The 19,561-nt window shown below is 58.8% G+C and carries 24 protein-coding genes; 11 read left to right on the forward strand and 13 right to left on the reverse strand.

The window, feature by feature from the left end; translation table 11 throughout:
* Positions 1 to 56: 56 nt before the first annotated feature.
* The 5 genes from ACK509_RS15365 to ACK509_RS15385 all read right to left on the reverse strand — a co-directional run bounded on the left by ACK509_RS15365 (position 57) and on the right by ACK509_RS15385 (position 3,833).
* The gene (locus ACK509_RS15365; RefSeq protein WP_410767434.1) at positions 57 to 233 is read right to left on the reverse strand and encodes a hypothetical protein; all 177 of its coding nucleotides are present in this window, start codon (positions 231 to 233) and stop codon (positions 57 to 59) included.
* Between the two features lie 75 nt (positions 234 to 308).
* Positions 309 to 716: an acyl-CoA thioesterase gene (locus ACK509_RS15370; protein WP_410767435.1), complete on the reverse strand. Its 408-nt coding sequence runs from the start codon at positions 714 to 716 to the stop codon at positions 309 to 311.
* The gene (locus tag ACK509_RS15375; RefSeq protein WP_410767436.1) at positions 713 to 1,417 is read right to left on the reverse strand and encodes an acetate--CoA ligase family protein; all 705 of its coding nucleotides are present in this window, start codon (positions 1,415 to 1,417) and stop codon (positions 713 to 715) included. The genes ACK509_RS15370 and ACK509_RS15375 overlap by 4 nt, the downstream gene beginning before the upstream one ends.
* Positions 1,410 to 2,798: an acetate--CoA ligase family protein gene (locus tag ACK509_RS15380; protein WP_410767437.1), complete on the reverse strand. Its 1,389-nt coding sequence runs from the start codon at positions 2,796 to 2,798 to the stop codon at positions 1,410 to 1,412. Before ACK509_RS15380 ends, ACK509_RS15375 begins: the two co-directional genes overlap by 8 nt.
* Before the next feature lie 156 nt (positions 2,799 to 2,954).
* Complete coding sequence (locus ACK509_RS15385; protein WP_410767438.1) at positions 2,955 to 3,833, reverse strand: fumarylacetoacetate hydrolase family protein; 879 nt, start codon at positions 3,831 to 3,833, stop codon at positions 2,955 to 2,957.
* 117 nt (positions 3,834 to 3,950) lie between these two features.
* Between ACK509_RS15385 and ACK509_RS15390 the strand changes: the two genes are divergently transcribed.
* The 7 genes from ACK509_RS15390 to ACK509_RS15420 all read left to right on the forward strand — a co-directional run bounded on the left by ACK509_RS15390 (position 3,951) and on the right by ACK509_RS15420 (position 10,798).
* Entirely contained in the window at positions 3,951 to 4,457 is a 507-nt protein-coding gene (locus ACK509_RS15390; protein ID WP_410767439.1) for a gamma carbonic anhydrase family protein, read from the forward strand.
* A gap of 196 nt (positions 4,458 to 4,653) precedes the next feature.
* A complete protein-coding gene (locus ACK509_RS15395) occupies positions 4,654 to 5,157 on the forward strand; it encodes a hypothetical protein (protein WP_410767440.1) in 504 nt (167 codons plus the stop codon).
* Positions 5,154 to 6,668, forward strand: coding sequence for a UbiD family decarboxylase (locus ACK509_RS15400; RefSeq protein ID WP_410767441.1), 1,515 nt, complete (start codon positions 5,154 to 5,156; stop codon positions 6,666 to 6,668). Before ACK509_RS15395 ends, ACK509_RS15400 begins: the two co-directional genes overlap by 4 nt.
* On the forward strand, positions 6,665 to 8,170 hold the full coding sequence (locus tag ACK509_RS15405) for a 3-octaprenyl-4-hydroxybenzoate carboxy-lyase (RefSeq protein WP_410767442.1): 1,506 nt from the start codon (positions 6,665 to 6,667) through the stop codon (positions 8,168 to 8,170). Before ACK509_RS15400 ends, ACK509_RS15405 begins: the two co-directional genes overlap by 4 nt.
* Positions 8,167 to 9,177 carry an MBL fold metallo-hydrolase gene (locus ACK509_RS15410; RefSeq protein WP_410767443.1) on the forward strand — a complete coding sequence of 337 codons (1,011 nt, stop codon included), beginning with the start codon at positions 8,167 to 8,169 and terminating at the stop codon, positions 9,175 to 9,177. The genes ACK509_RS15405 and ACK509_RS15410 overlap by 4 nt, the downstream gene beginning before the upstream one ends.
* Before the next feature lie 25 nt (positions 9,178 to 9,202).
* Positions 9,203 to 10,357, forward strand: coding sequence for an acyl-CoA dehydrogenase family protein (locus ACK509_RS15415; protein ID WP_410767444.1), 1,155 nt, complete (start codon positions 9,203 to 9,205; stop codon positions 10,355 to 10,357).
* Positions 10,358 to 10,366: 9 nt separating this feature from the next.
* The gene (locus tag ACK509_RS15420) at positions 10,367 to 10,798 is read left to right on the forward strand and encodes a pyridoxamine 5'-phosphate oxidase family protein (RefSeq protein ID WP_410767445.1); all 432 of its coding nucleotides are present in this window, start codon (positions 10,367 to 10,369) and stop codon (positions 10,796 to 10,798) included.
* A 49-nt stretch (positions 10,799 to 10,847) separates the two neighbouring features.
* Here ACK509_RS15420 and ACK509_RS15425 read toward each other — a convergent pair whose 3' ends face one another.
* The 5 genes from ACK509_RS15425 to ACK509_RS15445 are packed head-to-tail and all read right to left on the reverse strand — an operon-like array spanning position 10,848 to position 13,338.
* Positions 10,848 to 11,114 (reverse strand): hypothetical protein, encoded by a 267-nt coding sequence (locus ACK509_RS15425; RefSeq protein ID WP_410767446.1) that lies wholly within the window; start codon positions 11,112 to 11,114, stop codon positions 10,848 to 10,850.
* Positions 11,111 to 11,890, reverse strand: coding sequence for a Phenylacetic acid catabolic protein (locus ACK509_RS15430; protein WP_410767447.1), 780 nt, complete (start codon positions 11,888 to 11,890; stop codon positions 11,111 to 11,113). The genes ACK509_RS15425 and ACK509_RS15430 overlap by 4 nt, the downstream gene beginning before the upstream one ends.
* On the reverse strand, positions 11,887 to 12,090 hold the full coding sequence (locus ACK509_RS15435) for a phenylacetic acid degradation PaaB family protein (RefSeq protein ID WP_410767448.1): 204 nt from the start codon (positions 12,088 to 12,090) through the stop codon (positions 11,887 to 11,889). Before ACK509_RS15435 ends, ACK509_RS15430 begins: the two co-directional genes overlap by 4 nt.
* Positions 12,087 to 12,461 carry a metal-sulfur cluster assembly factor gene (locus ACK509_RS15440; protein ID WP_410767449.1) on the reverse strand — a complete coding sequence of 125 codons (375 nt, stop codon included), beginning with the start codon at positions 12,459 to 12,461 and terminating at the stop codon, positions 12,087 to 12,089. The genes ACK509_RS15435 and ACK509_RS15440 overlap by 4 nt, the downstream gene beginning before the upstream one ends.
* Before the next feature lies 1 nt (position 12,462).
* Positions 12,463 to 13,338, reverse strand: a complete 876-nt coding sequence (locus tag ACK509_RS15445; RefSeq protein WP_410767450.1) for a Phenylacetic acid catabolic protein — start codon at positions 13,336 to 13,338, stop codon at positions 12,463 to 12,465.
* Between the two features lie 213 nt (positions 13,339 to 13,551).
* Here ACK509_RS15445 and ACK509_RS15450 point away from each other — a divergent pair, with 213 nt between their 5' ends.
* From ACK509_RS15450 to ACK509_RS15465, 4 genes are all read left to right on the forward strand, one after another.
* On the forward strand, positions 13,552 to 14,037 hold the full coding sequence (locus ACK509_RS15450) for a GNAT family N-acetyltransferase (protein ID WP_410767451.1): 486 nt from the start codon (positions 13,552 to 13,554) through the stop codon (positions 14,035 to 14,037).
* A gap of 1 nt (position 14,038) precedes the next feature.
* Positions 14,039 to 14,323: a 2Fe-2S iron-sulfur cluster-binding protein gene (locus ACK509_RS15455; RefSeq protein ID WP_410767452.1), complete on the forward strand. Its 285-nt coding sequence runs from the start codon at positions 14,039 to 14,041 to the stop codon at positions 14,321 to 14,323.
* Positions 14,324 to 14,638: 315 nt separating this feature from the next.
* A complete protein-coding gene (locus ACK509_RS15460) occupies positions 14,639 to 15,460 on the forward strand; it encodes an enoyl-CoA hydratase/isomerase family protein (RefSeq protein ID WP_410767453.1) in 822 nt (273 codons plus the stop codon).
* 4 nt (positions 15,461 to 15,464) lie between these two features.
* A complete protein-coding gene (locus ACK509_RS15465; protein WP_410767454.1) occupies positions 15,465 to 16,244 on the forward strand; it encodes an SDR family NAD(P)-dependent oxidoreductase in 780 nt (259 codons plus the stop codon).
* A gap of 39 nt (positions 16,245 to 16,283) precedes the next feature.
* On the opposite strand, the gene ACK509_RS15470 is transcribed toward ACK509_RS15465, so the two are convergent.
* From ACK509_RS15470 to ACK509_RS15480, 3 genes are all read right to left on the reverse strand, one after another.
* Positions 16,284 to 17,909 (reverse strand): acyl-CoA synthetase, encoded by a 1,626-nt coding sequence (locus ACK509_RS15470; RefSeq protein ID WP_410767455.1) that lies wholly within the window; start codon positions 17,907 to 17,909, stop codon positions 16,284 to 16,286.
* A gap of 104 nt (positions 17,910 to 18,013) precedes the next feature.
* Positions 18,014 to 18,856, reverse strand: a complete 843-nt coding sequence (locus tag ACK509_RS15475) for an acyl-CoA thioesterase (RefSeq protein ID WP_410767456.1) — start codon at positions 18,854 to 18,856, stop codon at positions 18,014 to 18,016.
* Between the two features lie 102 nt (positions 18,857 to 18,958).
* Positions 18,959 to 19,411 carry a MaoC family dehydratase gene (locus ACK509_RS15480; protein WP_410767457.1) on the reverse strand — a complete coding sequence of 151 codons (453 nt, stop codon included), beginning with the start codon at positions 19,409 to 19,411 and terminating at the stop codon, positions 18,959 to 18,961.
* Positions 19,412 to 19,561 lie beyond the last annotated feature (150 nt).

A 19,561-nucleotide genomic window follows, 5' to 3' on the forward strand; every position in this document is an offset into this window, starting at 1 on the left:
GTTCTCGATTTACGGGGTCTCAACCCCGTAAGAACGCCATTCTTCTTCTGTTCGGATTATTGCTTCACTTGCGCGTCGAAGATGTCTTCTGAAGGGAACAGATTACGACAGTCTTCGCAGACCATCTGCCGCTGAATGGCGTACTCCCAGAGTTTCCCGCTGCACTGTGGACAGTCGAAGTGCGCTCGAACGAATGGATTCGATTCCGAGTAGATATTGTCGAACTCTGCCATACGTTCACACGGGCCGGTAGTCACAAAAATATGTCGTCAGCGACTGCAACGGAGGGAAATGTGATACGGAGTGCGCTAGGACTCGGTGTACGGCTCGATTGCCGCTCGAAGGTCGTCGGGGATGTCGCGCGAACTGACGTCGTCTTTGCTCGCACAGACACGTGTCTCGTATCCGGTGAACGCGACTTCGCCGTCCTTTCGTGCGACGTAGTCGAACCGGAGACTCCGCGTTCCGAGCGAGGGAACGACAGAGATAACGATGTCGTCACCGGCCTCCATCGGTCGCTCGAATTCGAAGTCCATCTTGACGAGTGGCAATCCGAAGCCGTGTTCGATAGAAATCTCCCAGAATGGGAAGTCGATTTCTTGCATGAATATATCCGCAGTCTCGTGGACCGTATCGACGATTCGCGGGTAGTGTGCGATGCCGAACGGGTCCGTATCGGAGAAGCGAACGGTCCACGTGTGTTCGAACGAACTCATTCTTCGAGTACCACCAGTGCGTCCAGTGCCATCGCACCGTCTCCGGTGGCGAGGACGGGATTCACGTCGATTTCGGCTATCTCGTCGTACTCGACGAGGAGGTCGCCAACACGTCGAATCACACCGGCGAGTGCGTCGAGATCTGCTCGCTCGCTTCCGCGGTAGCCTTCGAGCAGTGGAACAGATTGCAGTTCTTGAATGGCCGCTCGGGCCGTCTCGTCGCTAATGGGCGCGAGGCGGTGGGTCGTGTCTTCGAATATCTCTGTGAAGACGCCACCGAGACCGGTGAGGACGACGGGACCGAACGATGGGTCTCGAAGCCCACCGACGATGACCTCGGTTCCCGCATCGACGTCTGCGGCCGCTTCGACGAGTACGTCGGCGTCGATGCCTGCCTCTTCGGCGGCATCGAGAATGTCTGCGGCGACTCCGGCGGCCTCGTCTGTGTCTGCCACACCGACTGTCACACCGAGTCCACCCATCCACTCGCTCTTGTGGGTCACGTCGGGTGAGGAGACTTTGAGGACGACCGGGAAGCCGATGCGTTCGGCAGCCTCGGCAGCTTCTGCTGGTGACGATGCGACCTCGAAGTCCGGCGTCTCGATTCCTGCGTCGGAGAGGAGCGTCTTGGCTTCTGCTTCGGTGAGTGTCGCCCGACCGTCAGCGCGTGCTTGCTCGATTGGATGCTCGCCTTCACGCATTGTCGATCACCCCCGCGGGCGCAGCCTCTTCACTGACCTGTGCGTACCTGGCGAGCGCAACGATGGCGTCGGCAGCCCGCTCCGGTGATTCGAAGACAGGCACGCCGATTCCTTCGAGTTCCGCTCGGTCCGGTGCGAGGTCGGCCTCTGGTCCGGCCGTTGCGAACACGATTGGCTTTTCGACTTCCTCGGCGAGGCCATCGAGTTCTTTTGCAGGGAAGCCGAGTGCGGCCTCGTGCAGTTCGTAGACGAGTACGGCGTCGATGTTCTCGTCCGTCGCAACGGCGCGGACGACTTCTCCGAACTCGGGCATCGGTCGGCCCGTATCGACGGGGTTCGCTGAGTACGTGATACCCGGAAGGATTTCGTTCACCGTCTCGGTCGTCTCGGCTTCGAGTGCTGGCAGTGAGACGCCTGCTTGCTTCAAGCGGTCTGCGATGATGATACCCGGTCCGGCCTGAGCAGTCACGACGCCGACGTTCGTCCCGTCCGGTAGCGGCGCGCTCGCGGCGACGTGCCCGGCATCCAAGAGTTGACTCGAAGAGCCGACTGTCGGGACGCCGTACTGTGCGAATCCAGCCTGGTAGAGTGCGTGGTCACCGGTGAGTGCGCCGGTGTGGGACTCGGCGAAGTCGCCGACGTCGGCCTCTCCGACTTTGTACGCGAAGATAGGGGTGTCTGCGTCGTAGCAGGTTTGCATCAGAGAACGTGCATCGTCGGTCCCTTCGACGTGCAGGATAATTGCTCCCGTTTCTGGGTCCGAATCGAAGTACTCGATGACCTCCTCGAAGCCGACGTTCGCACGGTTTCCGAGCCCGACCATCGCCGAGATTCCACGACGCTCACGAGTCGCCTGAAACGCGATAGAATGGGCGACGCCACCGCTTTGAGCGACGATGGCGACGCCGCCTGCTGGGAAACTCTCGACGCCAGTCGCGAACGAACCATAGAGTTCTGTCCGTGGAACGACGAACCCGCTCGTGTTCGGGCCGAGGAGTGCGATATTGTGTTCGTTGGCGATTTCGGTCATCCGTCGCTGTATCTCTGCACCCTCTTCGCCTGCCTCGGCGAAGCCGCCTGAGTAGATGACTGCGGCACCGATTCCCGCCTCGCCACACTCTTCGATGACGTTTGGAACGATTGGTGCGGGGACGCAGAGCAACGCGAGGTCTACGTCGTCGTCGATGTCGGTTACGGACGCGACGAACGGTTCGCCGAAAATATCTCCCTCTGCGGACGGGTTGACAGGATAGACCCGTCCGCCGAAGTCGTGGACGTTCTCCATCGCCTCGTACCCGATTTTTCCCTCTTTCGTAGACGCTCCGACCACCGCGATAGACGATGGATCGAAGAGTCTGCCGAGTTCGAATGCGTGTGTCACATTTTCCCATAATCAGAACAGGAGCATAGTGCTTTCGACGCCGGTTACACTGCTCACTCGTCGCTGGCGACTCGCTGGAGATGCCGAAAACTGCGGGACTGCAAAGTAGCAACTACTCTCGCATGCTCGACGCTGGCTGAAAAAAAGAGAGGCTGGTTAGTTCTGGCCGTGTTTCTGTACGTCTACGTCCTCGAACGCAACGTCGCGCTCCACGACGTCGATGGACATCGAGCCGATGTTTTCGATGTTCGCGTCCACGACGTCACCGTCTGCGAGCGGGCCGACACCTTCGGGCGTCCCGGTGGTGATGACGTCTCCGACTTCGATAGTCGCGCCGATAGAGGCGTACTGAACGACGTCTGCGCACGTGTAGACCATGTCACTCGTGTTGTCCGACTGGCGAACTTCACCGTTCACAGAGAGTTCGAGGTCGAGGCTCTGTGGGTCGCCGACCTCGTCGGGGGTGACGACACACGGGCCGACGACGGTGAAGGTGTCGTAGGACTTGCGGTTCGAGCGGTCTTGGTCGCCGCGCACGGAGATGTCGAGGAGGATGGTGTACCCGAAGATGTTCTCCCAGGCTTCCTCGTTCGAGACGTCTTTGGACTCTGCGCCCATGATGAAGCCGAGTTCGACCTCGTGGTCGATACGGCGGTCCTTGAACGGGATAACGATGTCTTCGGAGGGGCCGATGACGCTCGACGGCGCTTTCAGGAAGTAACCCTTGTCTTTGATGGAGAACCACTCGTCGGTCGTGATGTCCTTGTCGGCGATTGCCTCTGCGATGTGGTTCTCGTAGTTGAGCGGTGCGGCGATTACTTTTCCGGGGCGGCCGACCGGCGCTTCGAGCGTGACGTCTGCAACGTCGTAGTCGGCGTCAGCATCCGCGTATTCGCTCGCGTCGTAGTCTCCTTTCATATATTCGACGAGCGGTTCCTCGCTCGTGAGACCAAGACGGTCAGTCAAGTCGATGATTCCCTCACTGTCGTCGGTCAGCAGGCCGAGTTGGCTCTGGTTGAATCGAACGAACCTCATTTCGTCCGTAGATTCACATGCAGGTGTTTAAATTACACCGGTTCGGGTAGAACTGGTGATATGTTCCACTCGATGAGACGGGAATCACTATGGTATCCGACCCCACACGTGCATGTAATGCAGTACCCATTCGACGGGAACGAACCGATATTAGACGAGAGTGCGTTCGTCGCAGACCTCACGTATCTCGTGGGCGATGTGGCAATCGGCCCACGTGCCAGTATTTGGCCGTTCGTCTGTCTCCGTGGTGACCGCGGCGCTGTCACAGTTGGTGCGGACACGAACGTCCAAGAGTTCACGATGCTCCACGGCGCGACGATTGGTGATGGTGTGAGCATCGGTCACGGCGCAGTCGTCGATTACGCGACCGTTGAGGACAACGCGCTCATTGGAATCGGGAGTTGCGTCCTCGGTGGGGCGACTGTCGAATCGAACAGTATCGTCGCTGCACACGCCGTCGTCACCCACGACCAGACCGTCCCCGAAGGCCACCTCGCGTACGGAGTTCCTGCGAAGACCCGGCCACTCACCGACGACCAACTCACGAAAATCGCCGAGACGCGTGACCACTACGTCGAACTCGGGAGGGAGTTCCTCGGCCACAATCTCGACGACGAAGCGTGAGGCTTCTGTCCTGATTCGAGTACGTGCGGGCGAAAAGTAACCCACACGACTTGCGGTATACTGATCGAGTATACTCTCATCGTATTCTCGCGCATTGAGGCTTCAATCGCAGTAAAACGCGCGCGATGATTTTATCAACCAGTAGTACGAGCGTTCTGCTAATGGCACGACTGGTCGAAGCACGCGGGGTTGCGAAATGAGTTCTCAGTATATCACCTCAGAGGACCACCTTCCGGCCGATACGAGCGGTGAAGTGACGATACAGGTGACGAATCAAGAGACGAAGGAGATTTTTCAGACGCGCGCACGCCTCTCGCAAGACCGTGGTGAACTCGACGAACCGATTCCACTGACGGTTCTCCGTGGCCCCCACGAGAACACCGAAGAACAGTGGTATATCGAGGTCATCGAGGCCGACATCGACGTCACCCCAATCGACGACCAGATTCTCGACCGCTGTATCGAAGAGAGTCGAACGAAGTCCGACGTCGTGACTGTGCGAAGCGAGGACGTTCGCGCACTCGTCACGTACCTCGTCGAGACCGGTGAGTACGACTCTGTCTCCGAAGCGGTCCGCACGTTCGTGCGACAACACCTCGCCGAGACACGCCCCGAACTCCTCGAACGCTACGTCGAGCGTCGAACGACCCTCGAACAGGAGGACCTTTCGAGACAACTCATCGGGGGGGATGGTAAGTGAGTACCAGTTCGCCCGCCGAGAGTTTCAGGGAGTACTTGGACCGTCTCGACGAACGGGATGCAGTCACTCGAATCGAGCGCTCGGTGTCGTGGGACCTCGAAGCGAGTGCGATTACGATGCTCGCGAACCAACGTGACGACCGGATTCCAATCTTCGAGTCAGTCTCGAACACCGGTCTCGATGCTCGGCTCGTCGGCGACCCCTACCGAGGGAGTCGAACTCGGCCGTGGGACCGTGTTGCGCTTGCACTTGGCCTCCCAACAGGCCTCCCTGCGGATGAATACTACGAGACAGTCATCGACAGGCTTCAACAGCCGATTTCCCCCGAGACGATAGCTCCCTCGGACGCACCATGTAAGGAAGTAGTTCAGCGTGGCCGAGACGCTGACTTGCTTTCGCTCCCGTGGCCGTACATCCACGCTGGTGACGGCGGTCGCTACTCGAATCTCCACACGATGGTCGTCAAGGACCCCGAATCGACGTGGTCTGACTGGTCGTCACACCGAGCGATGGTTCAAGACGGCAAGCACGCGAGTCTCCTCCTTCTCGCGGGCGAGCAGACACCCAACATCTACTACTACAAGTACGAACGCCAAGGAGAGCGGATGCCGGTTGCACTCGTCATCGGCGGCGAGCCTGCGACACAGATGACCTCCTCGATGTGGATTCCAACCGGGCGCGACGAGGCGGGATTCGCAGGCGGTCTGAAACGCAAACCAGTCGAACTCGTCGAGTGCGAGACGAACGACCTGTTGGTGCCAGCGAACGCCGAAATCGTCGTCGAAGGGCACGTCGTGCCGAACAAACGTCTCGACGAAGGCCCGTTCGGTGACTACTTCGGCTACATGCACGGCCCCCGTCGGTCGATGCCAGTCCTCGAGGTCGATGCGATTACCCACCGCAAGCAGCCGATGATTCCGTTCTGTGTGGAAGGCTCAGGTGTCGGCCACACGCTGAACACGAGCGCAACCGTGGAAGTTGCCTGTGTCGGACCCGACGCCACGCTCGGCCTGCGAACGGCGGGCTACGACGTCGAAAAATGCGTCCCATGGCGATTCACTCCGCGAACCGTGTACGTCGTTTCGACCGACGTTTCTCGACCCGGCTACCTCCACGAACTGGCGAACTTCATCTTCACTACGTGGGGGATGCTCCACGTGGACTTCTTCGTGTTCGTCGATTCAGATGTGGACCCGTTATCGACCCGAGAGGTACTCGAAGCACTCGCCCTTCACGCCGACCCAGAGTCCGACTTCCACCAGTTCGGGACCGTCGCCATGCCGAAAGTGCCGCTCAACATCTACCAAACACCAGAAGAGAAAGGAGACGACGAGACGGGAACCTCGAAAACCAAGACCACGAAAGCGTACATCGACGCTACTTCGGGTGACGACGCACTCACACACGAGACCGATGTGGTTGACGACGACTTCATCCGAGAGCGTGCCCGTGAAATCCTCTCAGACGCCGGTGTCACCATCGACGGATTCGGACGAGGTGACCGGCAATGAATAATATTCGCGACCACCTCGGCGTCCTCGACGGGGTGGGAGACCTGATTCGAATCGACGAGCGAACGCACTGGGCAGACACCGCGTTTGCAGTTGCCGCAGAAGCAGCACGAGAGAACGGTCCAGCCGTCCTCCTCACCGACGCCGGAGGGCACGCTCGATTATTGGCTGGCGGAGTCGGCGGACCCGACCGACTCACTGTGCGCTCACGCGAACCGTGGTCACGTATCGCCGCGGCATTGGGTCTTGGCTACGACGCAGGCTACCTCGACGTTCTCGATGCGTTGGTTGCCGCCCGACGTGGTGGACCGAAACCCGAGGTCACGCCTCCTGCAGCGACGGAATCCAAGACCGACCTCCGGTCACTTGGACTCCCAGCGGTCCACGACCCTGGGGTACCAGCGATTACCCTCGGCGTCGGTGCGTACACAACCGAGTTGAGTGAGACAGGCGGCACTGCCGACGAATCGGTCGGAGAAGACGTCACTGTTGGCTCCGTCGAATGGTTCCCTGTCCGGGGGTCGATTCAGGGGAGCAACGGGCTCAAACTTTCGGTGCCAGCGAAGGTCTCGACAGACCTCAGAGAAGGAACGACGCTTTCGCTTGCACTCGGCACGCCACCGGCGGCGTTGGTGGGTGCAATCATGCGATGGACCGGCGAGACGCAAGTCGCTGGTGCGCCGTTTATCGCGAACGCGTTCGGACCTGTTCCGGTAGCGGCGACGGGTATCGGGCCGGTCCCTGCGGAGAGCGAGGTAATCGTCGAAGCGAAAGTCACAGACAGCAGTCCCATCGACAACGAAACCCAGACCCCTGAGAAAGGCCGCGAGCCATGGGAATACGTGGTTTCGACGGCGACAATCGAGGCACGTGCGGAGCGCGTTTTGACACGCGAAGACCCCATCGTCCCGTTCTCCCCGACTGGCGCGCCGATGGCCGATGGTCGCGCCCTCCTCTCGATGGTCGAGTCCGCCCGCTTGTATGGCCGCGTGAACAACTACTGGGGCGTCTCGCCCGTCGAGTGGCTTGCGCTCCCTGCGGAGGCCGGACTCGGCATCTGTCTCGTCGCCAGCGACATCCTCTATGCAGGTTTCGAGTGGCAACTCGCCAACACCCTCTTTTCGTTCTCACGACTCTTCGACAAGGTCGTCGTCCTCGATACTGAGACACCTCCGATGGACCTCGCTCGCGCGTTCGACGACATCTGGGTGAAAGCACACCCAGCGAACGATTGGGAATTCTCTGACTCGGCGGCACCGGCGGCACGCGCACCATACTATCGGCGAGATGGGTCCACTGGTGCGAACGTCTACGTCAACGCCGCATGGGACCCTCGGTGGGACGAAGAGTACATCGCTCCGCGAGTCACCTTCGAGACGATGTACCCCGAAGACCTTCGTACGGCCGTTCGAGAAGAGTGGGATGCGATGGGTTTCGCCCACGGGAGCGAACACGAACCACGTGGAAGGCAAGATTCTGATACAGTGGGTGACGACAAATGACCGACGAGAAGACGGTCGAACGCATCGCTCACACGGCAGCCAGCCCTGAGGGCGAGAACAGCACCTACGTGTTACCGGACCGTGGACTCGTCATCGACCCCGGCCCACCGGGAGACGACTCCTGGGACGTTCTGACGACCGGTCTCTCGACCACGGGTCTCCCTGTCGAGTCGGTCGAGACGGTCGTCGTCACGCACTGGCACGCAGACCACGCCGGTTTGGCTCCGCGGCTGGTTTCGGCATCTGGTGCAGAGCTAGTTATGCACGAGAACGACGCACCGTTGGTCGCAGACTACACTACGGAACGAACACGCCGCATCGACCGTGATGCACGTCGTCTCCGCGAGTGGGGCGTCCCCGACGATATCGTCACGGCAGTTCGAGCGGGAGATACCCCATCGCCGATGCCAGACGAGTGCCCAGTCACAGCGCTTACCGACGGAGATTCGGTCGGCGACGTCGAAGTCGTTCACGCACCCGGACACACCGCTGGACACCTCGCCCTCGACGCCGGGGATTCCCTCTTTCTCGGTGACGCAGTCTTACCGATGTACACGCCCAACGTCGGTGGAACGGATACGCGGATGACTAACTCGCTCACGACGTACCTCGATACACTCGACCGGTTGACCGAGCGCGTCGAACCGGGTTCGGTTTCACCGAACGCCTTCCCCGGCCACGGTTCGACCGTCGAACTCACTGCCCGCATCGACGTGATTCGTGACCACCACGCCGAACGGGTGTTGAACGTACTCGCTGAACTCCCTGGTTCAGAGAGTGACGGGCGGACTCCGTGGTCGGTCGCTCGGTCGCTCTTTGGTGAGATGCAGGGTATCCATGCCAAGATGGGAGCTGGAGAAGCGTCAGCGCATCTGGAGTTCGCCGTCGCCCGAGGACTGGCAGAACAGGTCGGTGATGAGTCTGACCGGTACGTCCGAACTGACGTTGCGGTTCCCGATTTCAGTGACGTTCTTGTCGATTCGGAGGTACACTCACGGTACAGATAAGGTACTTGACTTACGAAGGGAATGTATGTCGCTACTTGACCGTGCTCTCTCCGAGGAGCACTACGACGTTCTGGACCGTGCGGAATCCTTTGCGACTGAATCACTTGCCCCGCGTGCGGAAGAAATAGAACGAACACGAGAGTTCCCACGCGATGTCATCGAGCGTGCTGGCGACGCTGGTCTGTTAGGAATTCTCATTCCCGAAGAGTACGGCGGACTCGGCGGCGACTTCCTCTCGTACTGTCTCGCAATCGAGCGAATCGCAGCGGAGAGTGGCGCGGTCGCAGAGACGATTCAAGGCCACACCTTCGCGATGCTTCCCGTGTTGAACTTCGGCACCGACGAACAACGCGAGCGTCTCCTCCCCGATATGGTCGCGGGCGACGCGGTTGGTTCGATGCTGTTGACCGAACCCGGTGCCGGTTCCTCTCCGACCGAACTCCAGACCGTCGCCGAGGCAACCGATGACGGCTATCGAATCTCTGGGGAGAAGTCGTTCGGGACGAACGCTGGTGTCGCCGACGTTCACCTCGTCGTCGCACGAAGAACTCCCCAACCGGAGGACTCACACGGCGTGAGCGTCTTCCTCGTTCCAAGTCCGGACGACGCCGACGGCTTCACGTTCGAACGCGGCGAGTATCTCGGGATGCACGGCCACATCACGGGTGATTCGACGTTCGACGACGTCGAGGTCGATGCAGACGCACTCCTTGGTTCGATTGGTCAGGGATTCCGTATTGCGATGGGTACTATCGATATGGCTCGGACGGGATTAGGAGCCATTGGATGTGGCATCGGCCGGGCCGCCTTCGACCACGCTGTGGACTACGCTGGCGACCGCGAACAAGGCGGAAAGGCAGTCGGGGAGTATCAGGCAGTACAAGTCCTCATCGCCGACATGGATTCTCGACTGGAGTCTGCCCGAAGTCTCGTCTACGATTCAGCCGTCCGAATTGCTGATGGAGAGAGCGATACACGTGTCTCTTCGCGCGCGAAGTTCACTGCGAGCGACGCCGCAGAGTTCTGTGCGCGCAATGCCATGCAAGTCTACGGAGGAAAGGGCTACCGGACGGACTACCCACTCGAACGATACTACCGCGACGCTCGTATCCTCTCTATCATTGGCGGCACTTCAGAGATTCAGAAGACGACTGTGGCGAGCAAGGCACTGGGGCTCTGAACGTCACCCATGCCCCGAAATTACGACCGAATCGCGCTCACCGAGGAGGAACAGGCAGTCCTCTTCGAAGAGGCCGACGTCGCCCGTGTCGCCACCGTTGGACCTGATGGCCTCCCACACGTCGTTCCGGTCGCATTCGCTATCGTCGATGGAAAACTCTGTTTCGAGACCGATGCGGACTCGGTCAAGGTCTCGAACATCAAGGCGACGGGTGTCGCGGCAGCAATCGTCGACGCCGGGGAAGACGAGTACGCAGAGCATCGCGGAGTGCAATGGCGCGGCGACGCACGTGTCGTCACTGACTCCGAGTTCGTGAAAGACATCGAGCGTGCGCTGTTTGGAACGGTCAAATCGATTCCCGACGCGAGCGGCCACGAACGTGTCAAGGTCGAACTGACTCCCGAGAAAACTGTCTCGTGGGACTTCCGGAAACTCGGCTAGAAAAGACGACCGGCAGGCAGCGTGTATCTTGTTTTGTTTCGGCTCAGGCTCAGCGCGTCCCGTCGCGCTCGCGACCCGTCGAAGGCGTCGCACCGTCGTATTTGATGCGCTCGAAGACGGTGTGACACCCGTTGCAGTAGTATTGGCTCTTCGAGACTTCGCCGCCGAATCTCGATTCACGCTCGTTGTCCGCCGAGCCACAGAATGGGCAGACGATTTCGGGTGAGTCGCTGTCTCCGTCTTCGTCGTTCATCGTGTTGCTCTCGTGGTCGCGTCCGGGGTTAACCTTGTTGGGGAATGAGTCGGTCGAACTCATTTGATGACGTACTCGCGGTTGGTGACACCCTGGAGCTGGTCTACGACACTGGAGTCGACGTGACCGTCGCCGCTACGACGTCGCGTCTCGTCCCACGATGCTGGGTCCGGGACGTCGTCTTCGAGCGAGGGAACCGTCACGTCAGACCCTGCGAACAGGTCCTCGTAGTGTTCGCGGAACGCACCACGAATCTCAGCGATTGGGCGGTCGGTGAAGCCAGCGTCGATGAGTGGGTCTTCGCTTTCGTCGTAGGTTGCTGGTCCGATGAACGCGAGTGCGCCCGGGAAGTACTGTTCGAGTGCGGCCTCGACTGCTTTCGGCTGGGTGTCGGCGAGCGTTTCGAGGCGAGCGTCGTGGTGTTCCAGGTGGAAGTACTCGTCTTCGCCCATCTTCTGAACCATCCCTTTGAAGTCGTCGTGCTGGATGGCATCGAGGAGTAACCACGCGGCGCGGTCGATGAGCGCGACCTGGACCATGAAGGTCGGCCACGCTTCGGCTTCTTCGTCGAGTGGTTGGGCGTTCGCGTACTCTTCTGGACTGCGGTCGGTCTCGAGCCAGTCTCGGTCGACGCCCTGTTTTTCGAGCAGGCGGAACAACTGGCGCACCTGTCCGATTTCGTCTTGGCCGTTGGACGCCCCCGAGATGTCGTCTTCGAGGTTCGGGCCCTTCAGCATCCACTCGCCGTATCGCTGGCCGAGCAGAAGTTTCGTGTCGGCGATGGCTTGGACGTAGTCGCGTGCGACGTCCGGCCAGCCAGCCTCTTGGTCTCCGCTCATGCTACTCTCCCGCTCGAGATTGGTTCTTCGTCGACTTCGAGCAGATTGTCTTCGCGTACGACGCCCATGAAATCCCACGCCTCTTCGTCGTAGGTACGATGGGCGTAGATGCGGGCGAGACGGTCTGAATCTGCTTGTACTGTTCCTGCGTGAATCATGTCGTCTCCTGGTCTGTTTCGGGTGAATACGTGGTACTTCATAGTCCGATACCTGCTTCTCGAAGTTCTTCGCGTGCGCGGTCGGTGAGCATGTCTTTCGACCAGACGGGGTCCCACGTCACCTCGATAGTGACGTCGGTGACTCCGCGAACCGTCCGAAGGACTGCACGGACGTCGTCTTGAATCATGTCGTAGGCTGGACAGCCCATACATGGGTACGTCATCGTGACGGTGATGTCGCCACCATCGGCTTCGATGTCGTAAATCATCGCCATATCGACGAGACTGACGGGGATGTGCGGGTCCGGAACCTCATCGACGGTCGCCCACAGTTCTTGTTCGAATTCGTCGGCGTCGTCTCCCGGTCCAATTGCGAATCCGGTCGTGCCGACATCTGCGGTGTGTGCGCTCATGTTAGACTTCGACCTCTAATTTCCCGGACTGGAGCAGGTTGACGTACTTTTCGTTCGCGGGGCCGCGCGAGCGCCAGCGGTCGAGTACGTCGTCCCAGCTGATTGGTTCGTCGAAGTGCCATTCTTTGTTCTCTGCGTCGAAGGCGACGGGCATGTCGTATTCGAGGACGTACTCGTCTGCTTCTTCGTCGTAGTGTGCAGGCACATCGACACCAAGTTCCTCGGCGAGCGGGACAGTGTGGCTCATCCACTCTTGACGGAGTTCGTCGTTGGTCTTCCCCTTGATGCGGTAGTCGAGTTGCGCCGTGTTGTGTTTCTTCTCGTCAGACATTCCGAACCATTCGATTCCCATCGGGAACATCCAATCGACGGCGTCCTGCACTCGCTGTTTCGTCTTGTCGGACTTATTGGACAGTCGGCGCATCCACGTCTCACCGTGACGAAGGTGGAACTGTTCTTCCTTGCCGACTTTGCGAAGCGCACGTTTCCACGGTGCGTACGAGGTGTTCGCTTCGATGTCGCTCAGGAGTACCATTCCCGCACGGTCGAACAGGCCGTGTGCACACACGAGTTCGGCGAACGTTTCGAGGTGCTGGTCGAACCCGTACGTGTTTCTGAACTCGTGGGGTTCGCGCTCGTAGATGAGTTCTTGGCGGTCCTCACCGAGGTCTTCGAGCAGTCGGTAGGCGATGTGTCCGTGGCCGAGTTCGTCCTGAATGACACTGATACAGGATGCACGAGCGTCGAGCGTCGGTGCGTTCATCGACATCTCGTAGTACGCGGGGGCGCTCATGAGTTCCGTGTCGGCAGAGACTTTGAGTGTCGCTTTGAGTGCTTTCTTGTATCCCTCGGTCATCTCGGACTCGTCTTCGATCATGCGACCGTTCTGTAGCTGGTTTTTAAATTGTTTTTCCGTTGGCATGGCTTGTCTAAGGGCTGCTGTTTGGTTGTTGGAGCGTGAGTTAATTAATGTTTCTCTCATTCTCACACGTTACGTAGGTGTCAATTGTAGGTGACAGTTCGGGGATAAGATAATCGGAGGCTCAATTTGATACGAATATTTTAGGCAGATGGGTATAGTACACATAGTATGGGAATTCGGACACGACACGCTAATGAAGCCGATGGAGACGAAATCCTAGAACTGTGGCACGGATTCACGAGCCATCTATCGAGCTTCGACGACCGATACGGACACAGCGACCAAGCCGACGAACGCTGGCTTCGATACTTCGAGAATCAGCTCGTTGACTCGAAGTACGGGACTGTCATCTTAGCCGAGAACGACGAAGACGACGCCCCGATTGGGGTCCTCGAAGCCCGTGTGATGGGCGATCACCCAATCTTCCGACTGGAGAATCACGGATACGTTCACGGCCTCTTCGTGCGCGAAGAGTACCGTGGGGAGGGCGTTGCTGGGGAGTTACTCGATGCGGCCGCCGAGTGGTTCAAACAAGGCCCACGCGCGGTCAATTATTACCGAATCGATGTTCTGGCTGGCGACGAGGCCGCCGCGAAGATGCTTGAGTCGCACGGGCTGGACCCCGTCGAACTCGTCTACGAAGAACGCCTCTAACATGGTCGAATACTACGAAGTCGAGTTTGTCGACGAGGGTCGTACCATCCAGGTCCCCGACGACAGGCCAATCTTGGAGGTTGCCGAAGAGGTTGGCGTGGACCTCGCGTACCAATGTCGGATGGGAGTCTGTGGCGTCTGCTCGGCGCTACAGGTTGTCGAAGGCGAAGTGGATCAGGTCGAAGCGATGTTCCTCTCGGAGTCAGAAAAAGAGGAGGGCTACGTCCTCACGTGCGTCGCAAAGGCGCGCTCGGACCTCAAACTCCGTTCGAACTGTGGTCCCTAATCTCACTGCGTAACTTCTTTTCACGGTCGCCTTTTTCGCGTCGTTCGTCGAAGAGTGCTGATTCCACTTCTGTTACAATTTGTGTATACGCTTTTGTATACAATTTCTCATGGTTTTTACTCGTAATTGGGTCAATATGGGTCACCAGTGCCCATTACAATTCTAGAGTTGTAATTTGCAGGCCGAGTTCTGCCAGCAGTCCACACAACTGTTCGCACTCATCGTCATTGTATACGGAATTGTATACTCCACTTACGAGCGGGGTCGATTCGGCCGTCGTTAAGTATTAATGGACCGGTGTGAAACTGATAGGCGATGTCTGATACGAACTACGAGACTATCGACTGGTCCTACGACGAAGAATCCGGACTGGGGCGTATCACGCTCGACCGTCCAAAGGCGATGAACGCCATCAACATCCAGATGCAACACGAACTCATCGACGCCTTCGATGCGTTCCAGGCGCTGGACGACGAGGCCGATGGTCTCGCTGTCCGTGCGGTACTCGTCGATGCGGCAGGTGACAAGGCCTTCTGTGCTGGATTGGACGTCGGTGAGATGACCAACTTCTCGACCTATCACGAGAAAAAGCGAGTCCCCGACCTCTTCTGTGAGATGTGTGCGGCGTTCGAAGAGTACGATGCGCCCGTCATCGTCTCTGTCGATGGTCTCTGTCTCGGCGGTGGATTCGAGATTGTGATGTCCTGTGACTTCCGCTTTGCCACCGAAAACGCATCTTTCGGCCAACCTGAGGTCAACTTCGGTGTCCTCCCTGGCGGTGCCGCAGCACAGCGTCTGACCACCATCGTCGGTGCAAGCCGGGCAAAAGAGATCACGATGACAGGGGACAATCTCAGCGCCGCTGAAGTCGCCGAAGACGGTATCCTGACCGACCTCGTTGCCGACAGCGACGAACTCCAAGAGCGAGTTGACGAACTGGCATCGAAACTGACGAGCAAGCCACCACTTGCGCTCCGCTCTATCAAGCAAGCTGTCAACATCACGCGCAACGTCGGCTACGACGCTGGTATCGAGTACGGCAGCCACGCGTGGCCCGCGCTCGCACAATCGGACGACTATGCGAAGGCAATCGATGCGTTCGGCACTGACGAACAGCCACAATTCGAGGGGAAGTGAGGCCGTGACCGCTGAGTCGGCAGATATCCGTGACGCGTTTGACTTCACTGACAAGACCGTCTGTGTGACTGGAGCGGCCCAGGGTATCGGCGAGGCCGTTGGTGAGGCGTTCGCCGCACTCGGTGCGAATGTCGTCATCGCCGACCTCGACGAAGAAGGAGCACAAGCCGTCGCAGATCGCCTCACCCAAGAGTACGGTGTCCAATCAGTTGGTCTCGAAATCGACGTTTCCGAGTACGACGCTGCAGTCGCAATGGTCGAGGCGACTGTCGAGGAGTTCGGTTCACTCGATATCTTGGTCAACAACGCAGGACTGGCAGGCGTAAAGCGGTTCCTCGATTCCGAACCTGCCGACTGGGACAAGAAACTCCGTGTCTCACTGTACGGGACGCTCAACTGCACGCACGCCGCGCTCCCCGGAATGGTCGAACGGAACGACGGTGTCGTCATCAACTACGCGAGTTCCTCCTATCGTGGAAACGACCCCGGACTGGCCGTGTACGGTGCGGCCAAGGCTGCGAACCGGTCGTTCACCAAGACGATGGCCAAGGAAGTCGGCGGGTCGGGCGTTCGTGTCAACTGTGTCTGTCCGGGCACCGTCGAGACGCCTTCGACCACAGAGTGGATAGAGAAGTATCGTGAGAAATTAGGCGAGTCGTACGCACTCGGGCGCGTCGGTCAACCCGAAGAGATTGCGAACGCAGTCGTGTTCCTCGCAAGCGACGCCGCGAGTTGGATTGCTGGCGAAACCATTCACGTTGACGGCGGCTACATCCGGCGGTAGGCACGCAAATTCGTCGAAAAATTTTCGCGTTTCTGGTCGTTACTGCTCGCGTTCGCGGAGCTTCACGCGCTGAATCTTCCCGGTCTCGGTCCGTGGGAGTTCGTCTACGTACTCGACCCGGCGTGGGTATTTGTACGGTGCGAGCGTGTTCTTGACGTGATTCTGGAGTGAGTCGGTCAATTCGTCGTTTCCTTCGAACCCGTCTGCGACGATGATGAACGCTTTGACGACTTGTCCGCGTTCTTCGTCGGGCACACCGACGACAGCGACCTCCGAGACTTCGTCGCGTTCTTGGAGAACCGCTTCGACCTCTGGGCCGGGGATGTTGTAGCCGCTGGAGATGATGAGGTCATCTTTCCGTGACTTGTACTCGAGTCGTCCGTCCTCACGGTGGATGTAGATGTCTCCGGGGAGGCTCCATCCATCGACGAGTGCCTTCCGCTGCTTTTCGGGGCGGTTCCAGTAGGTGATCCCTGTCGGGCCGCGAACGGCGAGCATACCGGCTTCGCCGCGTGGGAGTTCCTCGCCCGTGTCGGGGTCGATGACCTTACACTCGTATCCTGGGACGGGGTATCCCGTCGCACCGGGGTCGATTTCTTGTCCCTCTCGGTGACTCACGAAGATGTGGAGCATTTCGGTCGTACCGATGCCGTCGTAAATCTCGACGCCATAACTGTCTTTGAACGCGTTGAACGTGCTGTGAGTCAGTGGTTCACCTGCACTGACTGCCATCCGGAGTGAGGACGTGTCGTACTCCTCTGGGGCATCTGGGTATTTCTCGAGGATTTGGTTGTACGCCGTCGGGATCGAGCAGAGAATCGTGATACCATGGGCTTCGACGGCTTCGAGCAGGTCACCGGGGGTTGCGTTCTCGACGAGGCTCGTGGTCGCACCGAACCGGAGTGGGAACGTCACCAAGTCACCGTATCCGTAGGCGAACGGCAGTGGTGGGTTGCCACCGAACACGTCGTCTTCGGTCGGGTTGAGACAGTATTCAGCGTAGCTGTCAGCAGTCGCCAAGAGCTTCCGGTGAGTGTGGACCGTCCCCTTTGGCTCGCCAGTCGTCCCCGAGGTGTAGAGCATGAGCGCGAGGTCGTCGCGTTCGGTCTCGTAGGCTTCCAGTTCGTCGTCGGCAGCCGATGTCAGTTCGTCGTAATCCGTGTGGTCGTGTTCGACACCGTTACGCTCGACGACGATGACGTTCTCGACGCTCTCTGTTTTCGGAAGCGCGAGGTCAATCTCTTCGAGAAGGGCGTCGTAAACGACGACAGTTGATGCCTCAGCGTTATTGATAATGTGGACGAGTTCTGCCGCGCGGAGGAGCTTCATCGAGGGTAGCGCCACTGCGCCGATTTTCTGGGCGGCGAGACACGCGACGATTGCCTCGGGACGATTCGTGAACCGGACGACTACGCGGTCGCCCGGTTCGACGCCCTGTTCGAGCAGACCGTTCCCGAGGCGGTTGACCTGTTCCTGTAGTTCGGCGTACGTGACCTCTTCGTCTTCGAAGCAAATTGCGACGTTGTCCCCGCGGCCTTCCGAAACGTGTTGGTCGACGAGCTCGGTCGCAACGTTAATCTCCTGTGGATAGTGGGTTTCTGGTAGTGCGTGTACGAGCTGGGGTCCCTCCTCTGGCAGATATGACTCTGGTATTTTCTCTTGCATCGCGTGACTGAAGCATCAGTATTAATCGTCAAATAGATTGTGGTTGGTGCCATCAAATCAACTCTTTTTCGGGGCCTCGGTGGGCGTTACGTGGCTTTGTCCGACTATGCCTCGAAGGGTGCAAGCATCTCTGCGGTGAACGTCGTCGGATTTCCTTCGCGGTCGAAACAGCCGTACTCTGTGACGCCCTGTATCCGAACCTTCCCTTCGGTCCGGAACGTATGGTTGACTCGAACCGTGTCTTCGGTGACCTCCTGCACATCGCACTCTACAGCGAGTTCTGAGTTGAATCGGACCGGGGACTTGAACTCCCAGTGCCAGTCGCGGATGCGGAATGGCTGTTTGTCACCGGCGAGTTTAGCCAGACTCAGTCCATCGTCCGCGAGATGCGATTCGAGTGCGATGTCAGCAAAGCGTGGGTACTCCTCGAAGTACGCGAGTTCCGAAGATTCGATATGGGGCGAATTCACGCTAAAGGTTCCTTCGAACGTTGGGTACGTCTCGTCACTACTCGGCTCTTCGGCGGGCCCGACATCGACGGTTCGTTTTGTTTGGCGTTCTGCGAGTCGCTCTCGTACACCTGTCGGGTGGGCGAGTGCGCCCCCCTCGGGTGCAATCGTGACGTGTGTCATCTGCGCTGTCGAAAGCGTCTCGCCGTCTCCATCGGTCATCTCGTATATCAATTTGAGACTCGAGTCACCAACGTGGGTCACGATGACGTCGGCCGAAACTGTCTCACCAAAGGTTGGATATCGATATATGCTCGTGTCGAGTCCGACGGGTGCATAGGGGATTGCACCGTCGGCAACGAGATCTTCGAACGAATACTCCATCCCACGGGCGAATTCCTGCGTCGAGACGAGTTGCCAGTCGAAGAACATCGCGCCGTGAACGAGTGGTCCAGCTAGCTCGCCGAAGCGAACGGGATGCTTGTCAATAGTACGCACGTGTGCGTAATTACCATGATTATATAATAGCATTCAGTTTTCGGCAAGGACGTCGGCATCTCTCGTCTGACAGTTGGGCAGGTGGTCACTTACTACACGACGTCATTCGTCTGGGTCTTTCAGGAAGATGTTCGTCGCCCGCCAATAGACGACTTCCTCGCCGTCTTGGTTCGTCGCCTCCGTTTCAGACGTGATGTATCCACGGTCATCCCGACTGGTAGACTCAGTCTTTTCGAGAATTCGAACCTCGACCGACACCTCGTCGCCGGGGTAGACTGGATTTCTCCAGCGGAGTTCTTCGAGGCCGAACGACCCCAGTGTCTCTGTTTCTGCGAGAAATCCATCCACAAGCAACCGCATGCACGAACTCGCCGTATGCCAGCCACTCGCGATGACTCCACCATACATCGTTTCTGCTGCAATCTCTGGGTCAACGTGAATTGGCTGTGGGTCGTAGCGCTCGGCGAACGCCAACAGTTCTGACCGGTCGGCCTCGTAGGAACCCAAGTCGTGAACATCGCCGACAGGGATGTCTTCGTAGTAGCGTAGTGGCATCGACCAGTACGTCGCGCGAACAGATTAATAAGTGCTTGCGTCAGCGAAGAAACGCCCAAACTGAGCCTTTGCTTTTATCTCAATTCCTCGTCCAGAAGCCGTCTGGGTCGAACTCACGGATGAGCGAGAGTGCTTCATCCGACGGCCTCT

Source organism: Haloferax sp. DFSO60 (assembly GCF_046557615.1).
In the GTDB taxonomy this organism is placed as follows: Archaea; Halobacteriota; Halobacteria; order Halobacteriales; family Haloferacaceae; genus Haloferax.

Coding starts and splice junctions, on each gene's coding strand:
- ACK509_RS15435 (WP_410767448.1), bottom strand. CDS start 12,090: ATGAAGTACCACGTATTCACCCGAAACAGACCAGGAGACGACATGATT.
- ACK509_RS15470 (WP_410767455.1), bottom strand. CDS start 17,909: ATGCAAGAGAAAATACCAGAGTCATATCTGCCAGAGGAGGGACCCCAG.
- ACK509_RS15415 (WP_410767444.1), top strand. CDS start 9,203: ATGTCGCTACTTGACCGTGCTCTCTCCGAGGAGCACTACGACGTTCTG.
- ACK509_RS15395 (WP_410767440.1), top strand. CDS start 4,654: ATGAGTTCTCAGTATATCACCTCAGAGGACCACCTTCCGGCCGATACG.
- ACK509_RS15370 (WP_410767435.1), bottom strand. CDS start 716: ATGAGTTCGTTCGAACACACGTGGACCGTTCGCTTCTCCGATACGGAC.
- ACK509_RS15405 (WP_410767442.1), top strand. CDS start 6,665: ATGAATAATATTCGCGACCACCTCGGCGTCCTCGACGGGGTGGGAGAC.
- ACK509_RS15425 (WP_410767446.1), bottom strand. CDS start 11,114: ATGAGTTCGACCGACTCATTCCCCAACAAGGTTAACCCCGGACGCGAC.
- ACK509_RS15430 (WP_410767447.1), bottom strand. CDS start 11,890: ATGAGCGGAGACCAAGAGGCTGGCTGGCCGGACGTCGCACGCGACTAC.
- ACK509_RS15375 (WP_410767436.1), bottom strand. CDS start 1,417: ATGCGTGAAGGCGAGCATCCAATCGAGCAAGCACGCGCTGACGGTCGG.
- ACK509_RS15450 (WP_410767451.1), top strand. CDS start 13,552: ATGGGAATTCGGACACGACACGCTAATGAAGCCGATGGAGACGAAATC.
- ACK509_RS15480 (WP_410767457.1), bottom strand. CDS start 19,411: ATGCCACTACGCTACTACGAAGACATCCCTGTCGGCGATGTTCACGAC.
- ACK509_RS15455 (WP_410767452.1), top strand. CDS start 14,039: ATGGTCGAATACTACGAAGTCGAGTTTGTCGACGAGGGTCGTACCATC.
- ACK509_RS15385 (WP_410767438.1), bottom strand. CDS start 3,833: ATGAGGTTCGTTCGATTCAACCAGAGCCAACTCGGCCTGCTGACCGAC.
- ACK509_RS15445 (WP_410767450.1), bottom strand. CDS start 13,338: ATGATCGAAGACGAGTCCGAGATGACCGAGGGATACAAGAAAGCACTC.
- ACK509_RS15365 (WP_410767434.1), bottom strand. CDS start 233: ATGGCAGAGTTCGACAATATCTACTCGGAATCGAATCCATTCGTTCGA.
- ACK509_RS15460 (WP_410767453.1), top strand. CDS start 14,639: ATGTCTGATACGAACTACGAGACTATCGACTGGTCCTACGACGAAGAA.
- ACK509_RS15440 (WP_410767449.1), bottom strand. CDS start 12,461: ATGAGCGCACACACCGCAGATGTCGGCACGACCGGATTCGCAATTGGA.
- ACK509_RS15390 (WP_410767439.1), top strand. CDS start 3,951: ATGCAGTACCCATTCGACGGGAACGAACCGATATTAGACGAGAGTGCG.
- ACK509_RS15410 (WP_410767443.1), top strand. CDS start 8,167: ATGACCGACGAGAAGACGGTCGAACGCATCGCTCACACGGCAGCCAGC.
- ACK509_RS15420 (WP_410767445.1), top strand. CDS start 10,367: ATGCCCCGAAATTACGACCGAATCGCGCTCACCGAGGAGGAACAGGCA.